We start from the raw sequence: 17,582 nt of genomic DNA on the forward strand, positions 1-17,582 counted from the left end.
ACTCAGTAGTGAAACGAAACAGCGCCGATGATAGTGTAGCATTTGTTATGTGAAAGTAGGTCATCGCCAGGCTCCAATTAAGAGAAACCCGTTACAGCAATGTAACGGGTTTTTTGTTGTCTGAAATAAATTAGAGCTCTCAGCCGTCAGCTATCAGCCGCACAGTGTCAACCTAAACACCGTAGCGTGGGTTGAGTCTCACGAAACCCACGGATAAAAGAACGCAACGACCAGCTCAGATCCCAGTGAGTCCTTTTTAAATAATATTAAACGTACATTGTGTACGAAAGTAGGTCATCCTACTGCGTAGCGCACCATGGCTCCAAATACAAGAAAGCCCGACTCATTGAGCCGGGCTTTTTTACGTTTTCAGGAAAGCTACCAAGTAGCGCAGTGTCAATCAATACACCGTAGCGTGGGTTGAGTATCACGAAACCCATGGATAACAGAGCGCCACGTCCCATCAGAGCCCAATGTTTTCTTATGAAAGCCTCAACTATTCATTAAAAAGTTGCATGACTTAAGGCACGCGCTATTATTTTTGACCTTTGACCTTTGACCTTTGACCTTTGACCTTTGACCTTTGACCTTTTTTACCCAACAGCCAGCCATAACCCTACTAGAATCATTAAACTGCCAGCAATAGCGTTCATCCATTTGATATTATCGCCTCGACTTAAAAATAAGCGTAAACTTTTGCCACCAGTTGCATATACCATCATGCATACAAACTCACTAACTAGTATTACGGCAACTAAAATACTCAGTTGAGGTGCAATAGCATAGTCAATGTTAATAAAGGGGGGCAGTAACGAAATCATAAAAGCCCAGCCCTTTGGGTTAGCTATGGCAGTAACCAAGCCTTGGCTAAATAGTGCTTTACGGCTAACTTTATTCTTTTGTTGATCAGCTAAATTGAGTTTAGTTTTATCGCGCCACATGCTAATACCTATAAAGACTAAATATGCACCACCGGCCCATTTTAAAATTGAAAAAGCCTGTGGGTAATTTAGCATTATACTTGCTACGCCTAATACGGCGGCTATAGCTACTAAGGCTACACCAAGTAACTCACCTATCATCATCCACATGGTTCGTCTGACGCCAATACTCATGCCGAGTGTCATTGCTAGTGTCATACACATACCAGGTGTGATTGATACAAAAAAGAATGTCGGTATAAATACCGCCAGTATTGCTAAATCAAACATCAGGTTACTCATTGCAAATTTTCAGGCCTAGACAATATCAAGAACTTGCCCTCTAGACCAAGAAATCAGCTATGTTTATAGGGATAAACATAAATTTTATGTACTATGGCTATAACTAACTTTATATGACTTGGTATTTTGAATATATTTTTGCTTTGTGCGGTGCTTTGAATTAGGATCAATTTAGTTTAAAACCAAGAACTAATGGCCTGTGTCTAGATTATTAATTTTACTTACTGCTATATTCTTCAGCTTTTCAATTAAAGCTGTAGAAGTGACTGATCTGTATCAAGATATACTCAAAGTTGAAGATAAATCCCGAGATGCGCGCTTAACAGCAAGCCGTGCTGCACTATTGAATGTTTTGGTGAAGGTTAGTGGTGATCCTAATGCTGATCAAAACGCGTTGGCAAAACAACGTAGTAAAGATATATCTGACTACATGCTTAAGTTTGAATATGACGAGAAAGCGGATGGAACGCTTAAACTAGTTGTTAAGTTTGAAGCTAACAAGATAAATGCATTAATCAAAGAATTAAATTTACCGCTTTGGGGCACTCGTCGCCCGCTAGTCGCTATTTGGCTAGCAATTGAAGATAACTGGCGTAGAGAGCTCGTTACACAAGAGAGCTATCCACAGTTAGAGCAACTTATTTACGATACTGCTGCGCGAAGAGGCTTACCAGTTGTTGTGCCCTTACTTGACCTTCAAGATAGAGCCATTGTTGGTATTCCTGAAGTGTGGGGTAATTTCTCTGAGCCTGTAGAGCAGGCATCAAGCCGATATACTGCAGAAAGAAGTATTACCGCTAGGCTTTACAAGCCTGAGAGTAATGATAACTGGGTGTTAGATTGGCGTTTTACAAATGATGACTTATTTGAAGCTAATCGTTTAACAGGGGACAAGCAGCAAACCATCGCATTAATGATTGATACCTTAGCTGCAGGATTAGCTGCTGAATATGCAGTTGATCCTAGTTCAGCAAATAGCTTAACGAAAGCGCTCTTTAAACTTAAGGGTACGCAGAGTTTTGTTGACATTGAACTAGCAAAACGACGTTTAGAAAGCTTAAGTGTTGTGACTGACTTAGTTATACGCTCAAGAGATAAAGAAACTATCTATTTTGAAGTAAGCCACACAGGGTCGGTTAAAGATTTTAAAAAAGCCCTAGAGCTTGATCGTGCATTTGAAGCATTTGTCGATCCGCGTGCTTTTTATCATATAAGTTCACAAAGCGACCTTGAATATATTTGGGTCGGTAAATAATGAAGGCAGTTGAGCCAGTGCAAATGGCGCTGCCAGTTACGCTACCAGATGATGAAACATTTGCCTCATATTTTGGTGGTGAAAATTCGCTTGAGGTTAGTCATCTTAAAAGTGCGTTCAATACATTAGCAACTTCTTTCCAATACACATATCTATGTGGTCTAGGTGATTCTGGGAAATCACACTTACTTTATGCTACTTGTATTCATGCTCAGGAGCGAGGTCTGTCAACTATGCTTCTATCTATGCGTGAAGTAATTGATTTTGGTCCGATTGTACTTGAGGGTCTCGAATCGCTCGATGTATTGTGTATAGACGATGTTCATTTAGTTGCTGGCAATGATGCTTGGGAAAAAGCTTTATTTAATTTCTTCAATCGTTTTAGTGAACCGAAAAAATGCTTAGTTGTCACAGCAGATTTATTGCCTGACATGCTTAATATTACACTCCCTGATTTAGTGTCGAGATTAAAGTGGGGGACTACGTTTCAAATTCGTTCGATGAGTGATGATGATAAGGCTGAGGCCTTAGTTAAGCGTGCAAATATGCGAGGGCTTGAACTCACCGATGAGTGTGCTCGCTTTTTATTAACACGCTTAAGCCGTGATATGAGAGCGCTATTAGATGTGCTGGATAAGCTTGACCATGCTTCCATGGCCGCGCAGCGAAAACTAACAATTCCCTTCATAAAATCTGCATTAAAGCTTTAAATGGGCATTTCCTTGCTATTCAAGGTAAGTTAATCAGAAAGAATTCAATAAGATTAGTATAAAGCCTAGAATCTAGTCCTTGCTTTCAGTTATCATTAGTCAACAAAATTGTAATCACCTTCTGTGAAAGATCAGGTATCGAATGAACTTAGAAAATATATTAGCGCAAGCACTTGAGGCAGTTGCCAGTGCCAATGAAATCGCGCAGCTTGAAGATATCAGGGTAAATTATCTTGGTAAAAAGGGCGAAATCACCAGTTTATTAAAAACGCTTGGTAAAATTGCGCCTGAAGAGCGTAAAGAAGCCGGTCAGGTAATCAACCAAGCAAAGCAAGATGTACAAGCCGCTATTAACGATAAGCGTGAGTTACTTGCCAGTAAAGCTCTTGAAGAAAAACTAGCCGCAGAAACAATTGATGTAACACTACCAGGGCGCGTTATGCCTACTGGTGGCCTTCACCCAGTTACACGTACAATTGAGCGTATTGAAAGCTTTTTTGGTGAACTTGGCTTTGAAGTTAAGTCAGGCCCTGAAGTTGAGGATGACTTTCATAACTTTGATGCGCTAAATATTCCTGAGCATCACCCTGCGCGTGCTGATCACGATACTTTTTATTTCAATCCAAAGCTTGTACTGCGCACCCAAACAAGTGGTGTACAAATACGTACCATGGAAACTGAACAGCCGCCACTGAGAATTATTTCTCCTGGTCGTGTTTACCGTAATGATTATGACCAAACACACACACCTATGTTCCATCAGGTTGAAGGCCTAATGGTTGATACAGATGTAAGCTTCACAGAGCTTAAAGGTATTTTGCACGACTTCTTACGTAACTTTTTTGAAGAAGATATGGAAATTCGTTTCCGCCCATCTTACTTCCCATTCACAGAGCCGTCGGCTGAAGTGGATGTAATGGGTAAAAATGGTAAATGGTTAGAAGTGTTAGGTTGTGGCATGGTTCACCCTAATGTACTTAAATCAGTGGGTATTGACCCTGAGAAATACACTGGCTTTGCCTTTGGTATGGGTGTAGAGCGTTTAACCATGTTGCGCTATGGCGTAAATGATTTACGTGCATTTTTCGAAAACGATTTAAAATTCCTGAACCAGTTCCGTTAAGAGTGAAGATATAAAATGAAATTTAGTGAAAAGTGGTTAAGAGAGTGGGTTAATCCTGCAATTGACACGCAGGCTCTTTCGGAACAACTATCGATGGCCGGACTTGAAGTAGATGCTGTAGAGCCAGCGGCTGCGAAGTTTAACGGTGTTCTAGTTGGTGAAGTAGTTGAGTGTGGTCAACACCCTGATGCAGATAAGCTACGAGTAACAAAAATCAATGTCGGTGGCGATGAGCTACTTGATATTGTGTGTGGCGCACCAAATTGCCGCCAAGGTATTAAGGTTGCAGTGGCAACTGTCGGTGCTGTGTTACCAGGTGACTTTAAAATTAAGAAAGCCAAGCTTCGTGGTCAACCTTCTCACGGCATGCTGTGTGCGTTTGTAGAGCTAGGTATTAGCGAAGAAGGCGATGGCATTATAGAATTGCCATTAGATGCGCCTGTTGGCACTGACTTACGTGAATACTTAGGTCTTGATGACAATATCATTGATGTTGATTTAACGCCTAACCGTGGTGACTGCCTAGGTATTAAAGGGATTGCCCGTGAAGTCGGCGTGCTTAATAGTATTGATGTTAAAGCGTTAGAAATTCCAGCAGTGCAAGCCACAATTGACGATAAAGTATCAATTGAGCTAGTTAACGAAGATGCTTGTCCTCGTTATTTAGGCCGTGTAATTAAAGGTATTAACCTGGATGCAGAAACGCCACTTTGGATGGTAGAAAAGCTACGCCGTAGTGGAATTCGTTCAATCGACCCAGTGGTTGATGTAACTAACTTTGTACTACTTGAGCTAGGCCATCCAATGCATGCATTTGACTTAAATGCCATTGAAGGCGGTATTAAAGTTCGTAGTGCAAACGCTGATGAAGAACTTGTTCTACTTGATGGCAACACTGCAAAGCTTAATGAATCAACCTTGGTCATTGCCGATCACAATAAAGCGTTGGCAATTGCCGGTATTTTTGGTGGCGAGCAATCAGGTGTAACAGAAAAAACGGCTGATATTTTATTAGAAAGCGCGTTTTTCAACCCAGTTGCAATTGCAGGTCAAGCACGTAGCTATGGCTTACATACGGATGCATCGCACCGCTATGAGCGTGGTGTTGATTTTGCACTGCAACATGATGCCATGGAACGTGCGACAGCATTATTACTTGATATTGTAGGCGGTGAAGCAGGCCCAGTTGTTGAAGCCGTTGCTAAAGATAAATTACCAAAAGTAACAGAAGTACGCCTACGCCGTGAACGTCTAGACCGTGTAATCGGTCATCACATTGCCGATGAAAAAGTAACGGACATTCTTACGCGCTTAGGTCTTGATGTGAAAATTGTTGATGGTGTGTGGAGTGCTGATGTACCAAGCTACCGCTTTGATATTCGCATTGAAGAAGATTTAATTGAAGAAGTGGCACGTGTATTTGGTTACAACAGTATTCCAAATGTAGCACCGACAGCAAAATTGAAAATGACAACGCATAATGAAGCAACCATTGCCGTAAGTAAGTTTCGCAATGCACTTGTTACTCGCGGTTATCAAGAAGCCATAACTTACAGCTTCGTTGATCCAAAAGCGCAAACAATTTTACACCCAGACAGCGATGCACTTATCTTACCGCATCCGATCTCAAGTGATATGTCAGCAATGCGTGTAAGCTTAATGCCAGGATTGTTAGCATCATTGGTATATAACCAAAACCGTCAGCAGGGACGTATTCGTTTATTCGAACATGGCCTTAAGTTTTTACGCGATGAAAATGCAGAAAATGGTGTAAACCAAGTGGCTGTTATCGGTGGTGTTATAACGGGCCTTGCACACGGCGAACATTGGGTTGAAGAAAAACGTAATGTTGATTTTTATGATTCAAAAGGTGATGTTGAAGCATTACTTTCATTAACTAATGATATAAATCGTTTTGAGATCAAAGCAGAGCAGTCTGATGGTCTACACCCAGGTCAATCTGCAGCTATCTACGTTGATGGCAAAAAAGTAGGTTTCTTTGGTGCTGTTCACCCTCAAGTGCAAAAGTCATTAGACATTAATAACGCAACTTATGTGTTTGAAATTGAAATGTCGGCAATTGAAAAAAGAAATTTACCTGAAGCTGTAGGGGTATCTAAGTTCCCTTCAAACCGCCGTGACATCGCTATTTTAGTGGAAGATCAGGTGAAATCTGGCGACATTTTATCAGTGATAGAAAAAGTTGGCGGAAATCAATTGGTTGACCTAAACTTATTCGATGTGTATAAGGGCAAAGGTATTGAGCCAAATTATAAGAGTTTGGCGATTGCTCTAACACTGCAGGCGGTTGATAGAACACTCGAAGAGAAAGATATCAATCAGGTAGTTGATAATGTGGTGGCCGCACTGGCCGAACAGTTTAATGCATCGTTGAGGGACTAGATATGGCGCTTACTAAAGCCGACATAGCTGAACACCTATTTGAAAAACTCGGGATCAATAAAAAAGATGCCAAAGATTTAGTTGAAGCGTTTTTTGAAGAAATCCGCTCAGCGCTTGAAAAAGGCGAGCAGGTTAAGCTCTCTGGATTTGGTAACTTTGATCTTCGTGACAAAAAAGAAAGGCCAGGGCGTAATCCGAAAACAGGGGAAGATATTCCTATTTCGGCGCGTCGAGTGGTCACTTTTAGGCCGGGTCAGAAATTAAAGACTCGTGTCGAAGTAGGCACAAGCAAAGCAAAATAAAAACAGGCAGCGTAAGCTGCCTTTTTTTTAATATTTAACTTTCATTTGTTTTACCGACAGTGCGATGATTTGTTCTAGCACGTTAAAATCGATGTTGTTTAAATTGCTAATATACAAACAACTCTTCCCAGTTTTGTGCTTACCTAGTTTATTTAGCAGCGATGCTATTTCATCACTTTCAAACCCGGGCATCGTATACCCAAGCCTCCTCAAGGTGCGAGCATAGTTGGAATAAAAAGCGATTTAGGCAAGGCATTGATTGCAAGTAATAGTGGTTCTATTGTTAAAATCAATAACGCAGTATAAATCGCTTTTAAACCAATCCGCTGGGCGCTTCACAGGCACTTACTCTCATCGTTGTTACTTCTTAAAAGGGATGGCCATTATTGCAAAGTAACGCCTTGATATTAAGCCCCTGTGAAACGCTGAATTCTGCATCTTGAGGTGGTTTGGGTATATGTGCTAAACATTCTTCTAAAGTGATTTGATTTACTTGTGTTTTTAACGCCATTTTTTTGCCCCAGACTACCAATATCTATTTAGCATAGAGATGGTACTGTGAATATTCAATGCATTATTGGTCACGATCGGTATAATGCGCGCAACTGGCCACTTTGGCCTTATTTAAAAGAGAGTTTATATGAGTTTTGATGGGTTAGGTTTATCACAGTCTTTAGTTAATGCAGTTTTAGAAAAGGGCTATGAAACGCCAACACCAATTCAGGCTCAGGCCATTCCTGCGATTATTGAAGGTCGCGATGTAATGGCTGCTGCGCAAACGGGTACGGGTAAAACAGCAGGTTTTACTTTACCGCTTATTGAGTCTTTGTCAAAAGGGCAAAAAGCTAAATCTAATCATGTACGGGCACTTATTTTGACACCAACTCGTGAACTTGCATTACAAGTAAGCGAAAACGTTGAAGAATATGCTAAGCATTCAGGTGTTAGCTCGTTTGTGGTTTATGGTGGTGTTAAAATTAACCCACAGATGCAGCGTCTTCGTAAAGGAGTAGACATTTTAGTTGCAACACCAGGGCGTTTAATTGACTTACATAACCAAAATGCAGTTAAGTTCGATAATGTTGAAGTGCTGGTGTTAGATGAAGCTGACCGCATGCTAGATATGGGCTTTATTCATGATATTAAACGCTTAATAGCAAAAATGCCGGCAAAGCGCCAAAATTTAATGTTTTCAGCAACCTTTTCTGATGATATTCGCGCGTTGGCAAAAGGCTTGATCAATGATCCGGTTGAGATTTCAGTAGCGGCAAAAAATACCACGGCTAAAAGCGTAACTCAATCAGTATACGCCGTAGATAAAGCTCGTAAAACAGCTTTGCTAAGTCATTTAATTCGTAGTAACGATTGGCAGCAAGTATTGGTATTTAGTCGTACTAAGCATGGTGCTAACCGTTTAGTTAAGCAACTTGAGCGCGATGATATTATTGGCGCTGCAATCCATGGTAACAAATCTCAAGGCGCACGAGTGAAAGCACTTGAAGGTTTTAAAAGTGGTGAAGTTCGCGTATTAGTTGCAACTGATATTGTAGCTCGTGGTTTAGATATTGTTGAGCTTCCACATGTCGTTAACTACGACTTACCTAATGTATATGAAGATTACGTTCACCGTATTGGCCGTACAGGTCGTGCAGGTGCATCAGGTCATGCTATTTCGTTTGTAACAACAGAAGATGCGGTAGATTTATATGGAATTGAGCGATTTATTGGCGAGCTAATCCCACGTGCGCAAGAGGAAGGGTTTGAACCAAGTAATCCAGTGCCTGAGCGCGCACTTGATGCACGACCATTACCTGCTAAAAAGCCAAAGAAAAAGCAGCCATTTAATAAACCTAAATCAGACAGCAGTAAGCCAAATAGCAAAAAGTCTAATAATGCCGGCAATGGCACTGGCCCACGCCGTGGTGGCTCTAAAAAGCCAGCAGCTAAAGGCGAGGGGGAGCAACAAAACCCATGGGCAAAGCGTCAGTCCGTTGGTGGTAACTCACAGCGCCGTCGTCGCCCAAGTAATGGCGGATCGCAAGGTAACGCTTGACCTTTAACTTAATTATACATAACGCGCCTCAACGGCGCGTTTTTATTACGCAGTTAAAAAGTTAATGCTTAAACCGATAAATAAAGTCACTGTTACACTTAACAAGGTACCTAGCATTACATATTCGGTGAGTTGCTTTTCTTCACTGACACGTAAATCACCAAAGCGAAAAATAGATTTAGCCGCCAGTAAAAAACCAACACCTGCATACTCACCTAATAAAATAAATGTCAGCATTAAAACACGCTCTAATATACCAATGCTGTGCCCTGCAGCGGGAATGCTGCCAGATGTTGCAAAGCCATTGGTGATACGCTCAAGTGCCATGCGAATAAACACAGAGCTTGGGTTAAGCACTAATAAATAGCCTGTCAGTACAATTAAGCTATCAAGTGCAATAAGCTGATGAAATAGCTGGTTGTAAAAGCCGTGGTTATCAGCAAGCCACACCGCGACCATGACAATAACAATTAAATGAGCACATTGATCAAGTACAAAAGGGATCACCCCTTTACTTGAGTACGACTTGGCAATATCAATAAAATAATGCGTAATTGCAATCACCACAGTTGCAAGTGCTATATTTAACCAGTCTCCCCAACCATAATAGTATTCCCATATAGCAATAACGAGGGCGCTAACTAGGCTGTGCATTAAAACATGTAAGTAGAGCTTACTCGCTTTAAAATGTCGTGTGTTTCTATCGTGTACCCAGCTCATGGGTTGCCAGTAAAAATCAGCAAGTAAATGAGCAATAATAAGTGCTGTTAATAATAGATAAAAGCTCACATTGTCACTCCTTTGAGCTGTTGTTTAATAGCATGTTTGCTGTAATTCAAAAAGCGTTCTATGAGTTGGTAATGTGCTAAATTAAGTAACTTAGTTACATTTTCACGACTGGTTTTAAGCTCTTTAGCAAGTACGCTATGGCTGTTATTGTTTGTGGTTAAATAGTAAAACAACGCATTGGCTTGCTTTTGGCTCATTTTATCGAGCAGAACATCAATTAAATCTATATTAAGCGCAAAGCTTGTATCAAGCGGACAATGCTCAATTTGCAATATTAGCAGTTGATTCATTATATCTAAGCCTTGGCCAGAGAGCGTATACGCAGAGCCCGTGGCTGTTTTTATATCAGCGCGAGGGTTATCAAGCCCCCCAACAGCAAGGCTTTGGCGTAGTGAATAATTGGCTGATTTTAGCTGTAAGTAAAGCAATACGGCTGCACTGCATACATCAGTTGGATCAGGTAATTGTATTTGTAGGGCATCACCGCGATAAATACTAAATTGGCCATTAAATTTGTTTGTAATAAAGCGCAAACTTTGATCTAGCTGATAGAGCATATCATCGTAATCTTGTTGCGGAATTTTTTGTGATTTGATCAAATCGCCAGTAATGACTGCAATCATTATCTTCACCTAGCAAATGTAACCTATTTCAGTTACTTTTGGTTATGTAACCAAATTCAGTTACTTATTAATAAGTAACCAATTTAGGTTACTTTTAGCTTTTTTTCAAGTTAACTATGCTACATTGTTCAAAACTTAATTGAAGAGCCTATTATGTCGCAATCATCAGAGTCGTTAGTTAAATCGCAGATAGCTTCAAAGCCCAGAGTGGGAATATTTGTCGACGTACAAAATATTTATTACACCTGTAGGCAAAGTTATGGCAAAAATTTTGATTACAATGCTTTTTGGGCACACGTGAGTGAACGTTACGACATTGAGTGCGCCTTTGCTTACGCTATTTATCGAGGTGATGATAAGCAATCACAATTTCAAAATATCTTGCGAGCGATTGGTTTTGAGGTAAAGCTAAAACCATTCATTCAGCGTAAAGATGGCAGCGCTAAAGGAGATTGGGACGTAGGCATAACTATCGATATGCTCGAGCAAGGTAAAAACCTTGATCGTGTTATTTTGCTCTCAGGTGATGGTGATTTTGCTCTTTTACTTGGCCACTTAGAGCATAATTACAATGTACCTGCTGATGTTTATGGCGCAGATAAATTAACTGCTGAGGCTTTAAAACAAAGTGCTGAGCATTTTTATTGTATCGATCACTCATTGTTACTATAACAAAGATCATCCAATGCTCATGTAAAATAAGTTTTCCTACATGTTAATAATATTTGACATAAGACTTGTGTGCTCCTATAGTTGTTCGTGTTAAGTATTCTTAACATAGAGAATGTAATTTTTTACACTAGGAGCAAATAATGAGTTACACACAAAAAACAAGATTATTAGAAGCGGTAATAACGTTAGTCTTGCTGTTTAATTATTTACAAGCCGTGCTGTCGATGACCCCAGAAGCTCAGATGGATCCAACACTTGCCAGTAGCTTACTAATTAAGTTAGCGATTCAGACGGTTGTAATGCTGGTAATTATGCATAGTATATTAGCTGCGTTTAACTCAAAATACGCTAATCAAGCTAAAGATGAGCGTGAACAAGCAATCGCATTGAAGGGTAAAAGTGTGAGCTTATTTGTTTTGCAACTCGGTGTTGTTAATGCTGTTTTTGCCCAGTTGGTTGACCAAGTTTACCCAATACCAATGAGCCCTGTGCATCAGTTAGTGATAGCTGCCTTGTTAAGTGAAGTGATTGGCGCAGCTGTTGAAGCTTGGTTACTGCACAGAGGTTAAAATGGCAAAGTTAGCAATTAGAAATACAATTAGAGCACAACGATTTCACCATAATGAAATGACTCAGCAGCAGTTAGCTGATCAAGTAGGGGTAACGCGCCAAACTATTGCGGCAATAGAAGCAGCTAGATATTCTCCTTCATTAGAAGTGGCATTTAAGATTGCAGCGGTATTTGGTCAACCGCTAGAAAATATATTTCAATACGAGGCATAAAGGTTTACTATTTTATTTAGAAATTCATTATTGATAAATACGTAGACTGTTTACTCTAATGTGTCATGAATTGGATTTTCCGTATATATATAAGGTACTGCTTGGCGTAAGTTGGCAGTACCAAACTCGAAAAAATATTTTTCTTTGTCATTAAATATTTATTTATTTCAGCTAATTACGATTAAATATAAAAGATATGTGAATTTTTATAAAAAATATAATGACAACGCTGTCATTTGTTGTGTAACATTAATTCAACATGGGTTGAGGGCGAACCGCATTCGTATAATAAAAAAGTGCGGTTAATACAAATACAAAACGAAGGTTAGAGGTCGTTAGATGATGGCTAAAAGTGCGAATGAGGACCAATTGTTTATTGGTATCGATGGTGGCGGAACAAAGTGCCGTGCAACTATATACTCTGCTAAAAACGGTGTATTAGGGACTGGTCTTGGTGGCCCCGCGAATCCACTACATGGTTTAGAGCGCACGTTAGAGTCAATTATGGTGTCAACTCAACTTGCAATGCGTGATGCCGGTCTTCCACTAGAAAGTATTCACCAAATTTATGCTGGCTTAGGATTAGCCGGTGTTAATCTCCCAACCCTATATGACAAAATTAACGAGTGGGAACATCCTTTCAAACAAATGTTTTTAACTACTGATTTGCACACGGCATGCATTGGCGCACATGATGGAGATGACGGTGCTGTAATAATTACTGGTACAGGTTCTTGTGGTTTTTCCCATGTTAAAGGGGAGTCTGTTAATTATGGCGGTCATGGGTTTGCTTTAGGCGATAAAGGCAGCGGTGCGTGGATGGGACTAGAAGCAGTCAAAGCTGTATTGGTTGACCTAGACGGTTTAGGTTCGAAAACCGCGCTAACTAATGTTGTCAAAGATCACTTTAATACTGATTGTGCTATGGGAATTGCCGAGCAAATGGCTGGGCAGCCTTCAAGTAGTTACGCAAAGCTTGCACGATACGTTTTTGATGCTGCAAGAAAAAATGATGAAATAGCACTTAATATTGTCAAAGAAGGTGCTGAATATATTAGTTCATTGGCTAAACGTTTACTTGAGAATAATCCGCCGAGATTATCAATGATTGGTGGACTTGCTGAACCTCTTAATGAGTGGTTAGACCCAGCAGTTGCTAAGCTTGTTGAGGCACCTATCCAACCCCCTGAAATGGGAGCAATCTATTTTGCTCAGCAGGCTGTATTAGAGCAAAACCAAAAGGTAGGTGTGTAATGAAAACATTTTATCGTGCTGAGTGTTTATTTACGGGTGAAAATTTTATCGATGATGCGTTGTTTAGTGTTGAGCAAGGTGTATTTCGATTAGAAGATACAGTTACCACCGAGATTATTGAACTAGAGGGTTTAGTTGCCCCAGGTTTTATTGACGTTCAAGTTAATGGAGGCGGGGGGGCTTTTTTTAATGCTGACCAAACGCCAGAATGCCTAGATAAAATAGCTAAAGCTCATGGCCAATTTGGCAGCACCGCTTTAATGCCTACCCTTATTACCGATAAAGTTGAAATCATGCAAGCGGCAGCCGATGCAACAGCTAAAGCGATTGACGAAGGTGTGCCTGGTGTATTGGGGGTTCATTTTGAAGGCCCACACTTGTCCTTTCCTAAAAAAGGCACGCATAGTGAGCAATTTATTCGCCCAATTAGCGAACAAGAGTTTGCGATTTATGCTCGACAAGACTTGGGTATTAAAATGGTGACGCTAGCACCTGAGAATGTCAGCATCAATGATATCGAACGTTTGGTTGAGTGCGGCGTAAAAGTATCTATAGGTCATACCAATGCTGATTATGCGACTACCATGGCAGCATTAAATGCAGGGGCTGATGGCTTTACTCACTTGTATAACGCAATGTCTGCATTTACGTCTCGCGAACCTGGCGTTGTTGGTGCCGCGCTTTGGCATGATAACAGCTGGTGTGGATTAATTGTTGACGGTCACCACGTTCATCCATTATCCGCTCAACTTGCAATAAGAACAAAGCAGCGCGGAAAAATAATGTTAGTTACCGATGCTATGCCTCCTGTAGGAACTGACGATATGGAGTTTGATTTTTTTGATGGCCGAAAAGTGATCAGAACAGGCGATAGATTGAATTCGAGTACAGGTGAACTTGCGGGTAGTGTACTTGATATGGCAAGTGCTGTAAGAAACACTGTTAATTCTTTAGATGTTAGCCTAGCGGAAAGTTTAAGGATGGCTTCTCTTTATCCCGCACAATATTTAAACCTGAAGAAAAAAGGACGCTTACTTGATGGTTTTGATGCAGACTTTGTAGTGCTTGATGAGCACCAATATGTCAAAGCCACTTATATTGCCGGTAAAGCAATTTAACGTTTCCCTGGAAAAAACCCCGCCGTAGTATCGCGGGGATTTTTTGTTTTAAAAGTAGGTAAATTATGACAACACAAACACCAACAAAACCAGCCAAAAAGCGTTTAGCATCATTGGATGCACTTCGTGGTATGGACATGTTTTGGATTTTAGGCGGGCAATCTATTTTCGCCGCTTTATTCGTGCTTACAGGCTGGACTGGCTGGAAAGTATTTGAGGCCCATACATTACACAGTGAATGGCATGGTTTTACATTTTACGATTTGATTTTTCCGTTATTTATCTTTTTGTCAGGTGTCGCTATGGGTCTTGCCCCAAAGCGGATTGATCATTTGCCTTGGAGCGAACGAAAGGTCTTTTACAGAAAAGCGATTAAACGGTTATTTTTACTTTGTGCATTAGGTGTTATGTACAACCACGGGTGGGGTACCGGTATTCCTTTAGCACTAGATGAAATTCGCTATGCAAGTGTACTAGGGCGAATTGCAATCGCTTGGTTCTTTTGTGCAATGTTGGTCTGGCATACCAGCTTACGTACGCAGGCATTTACTGCTGCAGGTCTATTGCTAGGTTACTGGGTTCTAATGAGCTTTATCCCAGTTCCAGGTGGCAGTGCGGGTGATTTAAGTGCTTCAGGTAGCTGGAATGCATGGTTTGATAAGTACTTATTACCTGGAATTAGCTATCAAAATAGAGCGGTAGATCCTGAAGGCGTGCTTTCAAGTATTCCAGCTATTGTTAATGCAATGATAGGGGTGTTTGCTGGACAGCTTATTGCTAAAGCGAACAATCTAGGTGAGTGGAAAGTGGCGGGTATTTTATTTGCCAGTGGTGTTTTGAGTGTGTGTCTTGGATGGCTTTGGGATTTACAGTTTCCGGTTAATAAAGAGCTTTGGACGAGTTCATTTGTTTTAGTCACTGTGGGTTGGAGTGCTATTTTGCTCGCTATTTTTTATGCGTTGGTTGATATTTTAAATGGGCAAAAATTAGCTTACCCATTTGTAATAATTGGAGCAAACTCGATCATCATATATCTAGCTTCTAGCTTAGTGAATTGGGAGTACATTAGTTTGAGTGTATTTGGGGGCTTCATTGCGGCAGTGAGCTCTAACTGGCAGCCATTACTTGCAGTAGTGGCGTTATTATTGGTTCAAATGCTTGTATTACATTGGATGTACAAGCGAAAAATCTTTGTCAGTGTTTGACGTTTTATAGCTGGGTACAAAAAATGTAATTTTTTTATTCACTTTTACTTTACAAAACGTATCTAAATGGTAATAATGACAGCGTTGTCATAATGGTATTGACCTAGACTGATGTATCCCAGTTAGGTTTGATCTAAGGCCCAATTCGATTGCACGTGGAATTGGGTTTTAGATCCCATTTTTTCATCAACTAATTAAACTGAGCAAACTAAATATGCAAATAGTCATTTTAAATGATGCGGCAGCCGTAGCGGCGTATGGCGCAAATATCTTCGCAAAACAATTAGAAAAAAAGCCTACGTCAGTGCTCGGTTTAGCGACAGGTTCAACACCTGTTGCTTTATACCAAGAATTAATCAGTAAGAATAAAGCTGGAGAAATTTCATTTTCTCATGCCACTACGTTTAACCTTGATGAATACTTAGGGTTAACAGGCGAGCATCCTCAAAGCTATCGTTATTTCATGAATGAACAACTGTTTAATCATGTTGATATTAATAAAGATAATACCTTTGTGCCACCCGGTGATGCTGAAAACCCAATTGAGGCATGTCATGAGTATGAAACAAAGATTTGCGATGCTGGTGGTGTTGACGTACAGCTGCTAGGCATTGGGCGTAACGGCCATATTGGTTTTAATGAGCCATCGTCGGGTTTAACATCTCGTACTCGTGTCAAAACACTGACTAAGGCAACGATTGAAGACAATGCACGCTTTTTTAAAGCAGATGAATATCAACCTCATTTATCTATTACCATGGGCATTGGTACAATTTTAGAGGCAAAAAAAGTTGTACTACTGGCTACAGGTGAAAATAAAGCGGACGCTGTACTTGCTATGGTAGAGGGTCCTTTAATGGCCAAGTGCCCAGCATCTGCACTGCAGCTTCATCGAGATGCAGTGATAGTTATCGATAAAGCAGCGGCAAGTAAGTTAGAAGATTTAGAATTTTATCAGCATATTGAAGCTGAAAATCAAAAGTTACAGGCCAAACTAGCTAGCCTGTAATTAGGACAAAATTTATTGTGTGTTCAAAAAAGCCCTATGGGCTTTTTTTTTGCCTGTTTTTTGTAGATTTATCAATTGGGTTTAATGTAGTGATATGTTAATTTTAGCCATCTAAACATCAAAAAGGGCGAGCATGCTAAATTACAGCCACATGGCATTAGACCGAGCATCAAATTTGCGAAAGGACCCAGTATGGTTATCAGCGCAAAATAATGATCAAGCGCGATGGTTACTGGTGCATAATAATCGTACCTTGTTTGACCTGAACAGCGTAACCGTTACTTTTTTATCAGCACAGAGCGTAAGTCACCTTGATTTAAGTAAGGGTATATTCTTAGGACTTGATAAACAAAATATTAGTCATTTTGCATTAGATGTCAGCGAGCTAGATGAAGCACATTTATTAAATATCACCAAAGACGTTGAATTTGTCGATATTCGCCGTCATGGTGCCCAAGTTGACTTACAGCATGGCTCAATGGCTGCTCTAGCACGAGGGCTATGTTATTGGCATGCAACCCATAAATTTTGTGGGAGATGTGGTTCTGGTAATGAGTTAATTGAAGCGGGTCACTCTCGGCTATGCAAAAACCCAGAGTGTAAACATCAAACATTCCCGCGCACAGATCCGGCCGTGATCATGGTCGTTACACGCACATTTTCAGATGGTGTTGAACGTTGTTTGTTAGGCCGACAAGCAACTTGGGCTCCAGGTATGTTTTCATCATTAGCTGGTTTTGTAGATCCGGGTGAAACGTTAGAGCAAGCCGTTGCGCGTGAGGTGATGGAAGAAGCGGGAATTACTGTTAACAATGTACATTATATAGCCTCTCAACCTTGGCCATTTCCTTCATCAATTATGCTGGGGTTCATAGCAGAGGCAATAACAGAACATATTCAAGTTGATAAAGATGAGCTAGAGGATGCAAAGTGGTTCAGCCGAGAAGAGGTAAGGCAATTTGGTAATTGGCATGAAGAGGGCGAGCACCTAAAGTTACCTCGAACAGATTCAATCTCTCGCTACCTAATAAACCATTGGCTTGATAAAAAAGATTAAATT

18 protein-coding genes are annotated in these 17,582 nt (G+C 40.5%); 14 read left to right on the forward strand and 4 right to left on the reverse strand.

All coding sequences use genetic code 11. From position 1 onward, the window contains the following. Positions 1–593 precede the first annotated feature (593 nt). Entirely contained in the window at positions 594–1,211 is a 618-nt protein-coding gene (locus tag ACHUE3_RS03555; RefSeq protein WP_394190286.1) for a LysE family translocator, read from the reverse strand. A 211-nt stretch (positions 1,212–1,422) separates the two neighbouring features. Between ACHUE3_RS03555 and ACHUE3_RS03560 the strand changes: the two genes are divergently transcribed. The 5 genes from ACHUE3_RS03560 to ihfA all read left to right on the forward strand — a co-directional run bounded on the left by ACHUE3_RS03560 (position 1,423) and on the right by ihfA (position 7,016). Next, positions 1,423–2,478 carry a DUF2066 domain-containing protein gene (locus ACHUE3_RS03560; RefSeq protein WP_394190288.1) on the forward strand — a complete coding sequence of 352 codons (1,056 nt, stop codon included), beginning with the start codon at positions 1,423–1,425 and terminating at the stop codon, positions 2,476–2,478. Continuing rightward, positions 2,478–3,188, forward strand: coding sequence for a DnaA inactivator Hda (gene hda, locus ACHUE3_RS03565; RefSeq protein WP_099295777.1), 711 nt, complete (start codon positions 2,478–2,480; stop codon positions 3,186–3,188). Before ACHUE3_RS03560 ends, hda begins: the two co-directional genes overlap by 1 nt. 142 nt (positions 3,189–3,330) lie before the next feature. Beyond that, a complete protein-coding gene (gene pheS / locus ACHUE3_RS03570; protein WP_394190291.1) occupies positions 3,331–4,311 on the forward strand; it encodes a phenylalanine--tRNA ligase subunit alpha in 981 nt (326 codons plus the stop codon). A gap of 15 nt (positions 4,312–4,326) precedes the next feature. Next, the gene (gene pheT, locus ACHUE3_RS03575) at positions 4,327–6,714 is read left to right on the forward strand and encodes a phenylalanine--tRNA ligase subunit beta (RefSeq protein ID WP_394190293.1); all 2,388 of its coding nucleotides are present in this window, start codon (positions 4,327–4,329) and stop codon (positions 6,712–6,714) included. Positions 6,715–6,716: 2 nt separating this feature from the next. Continuing rightward, positions 6,717–7,016 (forward strand): integration host factor subunit alpha, encoded by a 300-nt coding sequence (gene ihfA / locus ACHUE3_RS03580; protein ID WP_002960690.1) that lies wholly within the window; start codon positions 6,717–6,719, stop codon positions 7,014–7,016. Between the two features lie 367 nt (positions 7,017–7,383). On the opposite strand, the gene ACHUE3_RS03585 is transcribed toward ihfA, so the two are convergent. Next, positions 7,384–7,527, reverse strand: coding sequence for a hypothetical protein (locus ACHUE3_RS03585; protein WP_394190296.1), 144 nt, complete (start codon positions 7,525–7,527; stop codon positions 7,384–7,386). Positions 7,528–7,656: 129 nt separating this feature from the next. Here ACHUE3_RS03585 and ACHUE3_RS03590 point away from each other — a divergent pair, with 129 nt between their 5' ends. Beyond that, the gene (locus ACHUE3_RS03590; protein WP_394190298.1) at positions 7,657–9,069 is read left to right on the forward strand and encodes a DEAD/DEAH box helicase; all 1,413 of its coding nucleotides are present in this window, start codon (positions 7,657–7,659) and stop codon (positions 9,067–9,069) included. Between the two features lie 45 nt (positions 9,070–9,114). Here the strand turns inward: ACHUE3_RS03590 and ACHUE3_RS03595 are convergent, their stop codons facing one another. Both ACHUE3_RS03595 and ACHUE3_RS03600 read right to left on the reverse strand, forming a co-directional pair. Further along, a complete protein-coding gene (locus tag ACHUE3_RS03595) occupies positions 9,115–9,858 on the reverse strand; it encodes a DUF3307 domain-containing protein (protein WP_394190300.1) in 744 nt (247 codons plus the stop codon). After that, entirely contained in the window at positions 9,855–10,481 is a 627-nt protein-coding gene (locus tag ACHUE3_RS03600) for a hypothetical protein (protein ID WP_394190302.1), read from the reverse strand. Before ACHUE3_RS03600 ends, ACHUE3_RS03595 begins: the two co-directional genes overlap by 4 nt. A 153-nt stretch (positions 10,482–10,634) precedes the next feature. Between ACHUE3_RS03600 and ACHUE3_RS03605 the strand changes: the two genes are divergently transcribed. From ACHUE3_RS03605 to nudC, 8 genes are all read left to right on the forward strand, one after another. Continuing rightward, on the forward strand, positions 10,635–11,153 hold the full coding sequence (locus ACHUE3_RS03605; RefSeq protein ID WP_394190304.1) for a LabA-like NYN domain-containing protein: 519 nt from the start codon (positions 10,635–10,637) through the stop codon (positions 11,151–11,153). Between the two features lie 140 nt (positions 11,154–11,293). Next, a complete protein-coding gene (locus ACHUE3_RS03610; protein WP_394190306.1) occupies positions 11,294–11,722 on the forward strand; it encodes a hypothetical protein in 429 nt (142 codons plus the stop codon). A 1-nt stretch (position 11,723) separates the two neighbouring features. After that, positions 11,724–11,936, forward strand: coding sequence for a helix-turn-helix transcriptional regulator (locus ACHUE3_RS03615; RefSeq protein ID WP_394190308.1), 213 nt, complete (start codon positions 11,724–11,726; stop codon positions 11,934–11,936). Between the two features lie 339 nt (positions 11,937–12,275). Then, on the forward strand, positions 12,276–13,190 hold the full coding sequence (gene nagK, locus ACHUE3_RS03620) for an N-acetylglucosamine kinase (protein WP_394190310.1): 915 nt from the start codon (positions 12,276–12,278) through the stop codon (positions 13,188–13,190). Continuing rightward, the gene (gene nagA, locus ACHUE3_RS03625) at positions 13,190–14,308 is read left to right on the forward strand and encodes an N-acetylglucosamine-6-phosphate deacetylase (protein WP_394190312.1); all 1,119 of its coding nucleotides are present in this window, start codon (positions 13,190–13,192) and stop codon (positions 14,306–14,308) included. Before nagK ends, nagA begins: the two co-directional genes overlap by 1 nt. Before the next feature lie 65 nt (positions 14,309–14,373). Then, positions 14,374–15,513, forward strand: a complete 1,140-nt coding sequence (gene nagX / locus ACHUE3_RS03630; protein ID WP_394190314.1) for a transmembrane glucosamine N-acetyltransferase NagX — start codon at positions 14,374–14,376, stop codon at positions 15,511–15,513. Between the two features lie 214 nt (positions 15,514–15,727). Next, positions 15,728–16,522 carry a glucosamine-6-phosphate deaminase gene (nagB, locus tag ACHUE3_RS03635; protein WP_394190316.1) on the forward strand — a complete coding sequence of 265 codons (795 nt, stop codon included), beginning with the start codon at positions 15,728–15,730 and terminating at the stop codon, positions 16,520–16,522. Positions 16,523–16,655: 133 nt separating this feature from the next. Beyond that, complete coding sequence (gene nudC, locus ACHUE3_RS03640; protein ID WP_394190318.1) at positions 16,656–17,579, forward strand: NAD(+) diphosphatase; 924 nt, start codon at positions 16,656–16,658, stop codon at positions 17,577–17,579. The last annotated feature ends 3 nt before the right edge of the window (positions 17,580–17,582 follow it).

The sequence above is a fragment of the Pseudoalteromonas atlantica genome (assembly GCF_043641955.1).
Classification (GTDB): Bacteria; Pseudomonadota; Gammaproteobacteria; order Enterobacterales; family Alteromonadaceae; genus Pseudoalteromonas; species Pseudoalteromonas atlantica_A.

Coding starts and splice junctions, on each gene's coding strand:
- ACHUE3_RS03555 (WP_394190286.1), bottom strand. CDS start 1,211: ATGTTTGATTTAGCAATACTGGCGGTATTTATACCGACATTCTTTTTT.
- hda (WP_099295777.1), top strand. CDS start 2,478: ATGAAGGCAGTTGAGCCAGTGCAAATGGCGCTGCCAGTTACGCTACCA.
- pheS (WP_394190291.1), top strand. CDS start 3,331: ATGAACTTAGAAAATATATTAGCGCAAGCACTTGAGGCAGTTGCCAGT.
- pheT (WP_394190293.1), top strand. CDS start 4,327: ATGAAATTTAGTGAAAAGTGGTTAAGAGAGTGGGTTAATCCTGCAATT.
- ihfA (WP_002960690.1), top strand. CDS start 6,717: ATGGCGCTTACTAAAGCCGACATAGCTGAACACCTATTTGAAAAACTC.
- ACHUE3_RS03585 (WP_394190296.1), bottom strand. CDS start 7,527: ATGGCGTTAAAAACACAAGTAAATCAAATCACTTTAGAAGAATGTTTA.
- ACHUE3_RS03590 (WP_394190298.1), top strand. CDS start 7,657: ATGAGTTTTGATGGGTTAGGTTTATCACAGTCTTTAGTTAATGCAGTT.
- ACHUE3_RS03600 (WP_394190302.1), bottom strand. CDS start 10,481: ATGATTGCAGTCATTACTGGCGATTTGATCAAATCACAAAAAATTCCG.
- ACHUE3_RS03605 (WP_394190304.1), top strand. CDS start 10,635: ATGTCGCAATCATCAGAGTCGTTAGTTAAATCGCAGATAGCTTCAAAG.
- ACHUE3_RS03610 (WP_394190306.1), top strand. CDS start 11,294: ATGAGTTACACACAAAAAACAAGATTATTAGAAGCGGTAATAACGTTA.
- ACHUE3_RS03615 (WP_394190308.1), top strand. CDS start 11,724: ATGGCAAAGTTAGCAATTAGAAATACAATTAGAGCACAACGATTTCAC.
- nagK (WP_394190310.1), top strand. CDS start 12,276: ATGATGGCTAAAAGTGCGAATGAGGACCAATTGTTTATTGGTATCGAT.
- nagA (WP_394190312.1), top strand. CDS start 13,190: ATGAAAACATTTTATCGTGCTGAGTGTTTATTTACGGGTGAAAATTTT.
- nagX (WP_394190314.1), top strand. CDS start 14,374: ATGACAACACAAACACCAACAAAACCAGCCAAAAAGCGTTTAGCATCA.
- nagB (WP_394190316.1), top strand. CDS start 15,728: ATGCAAATAGTCATTTTAAATGATGCGGCAGCCGTAGCGGCGTATGGC.
- nudC (WP_394190318.1), top strand. CDS start 16,656: ATGCTAAATTACAGCCACATGGCATTAGACCGAGCATCAAATTTGCGA.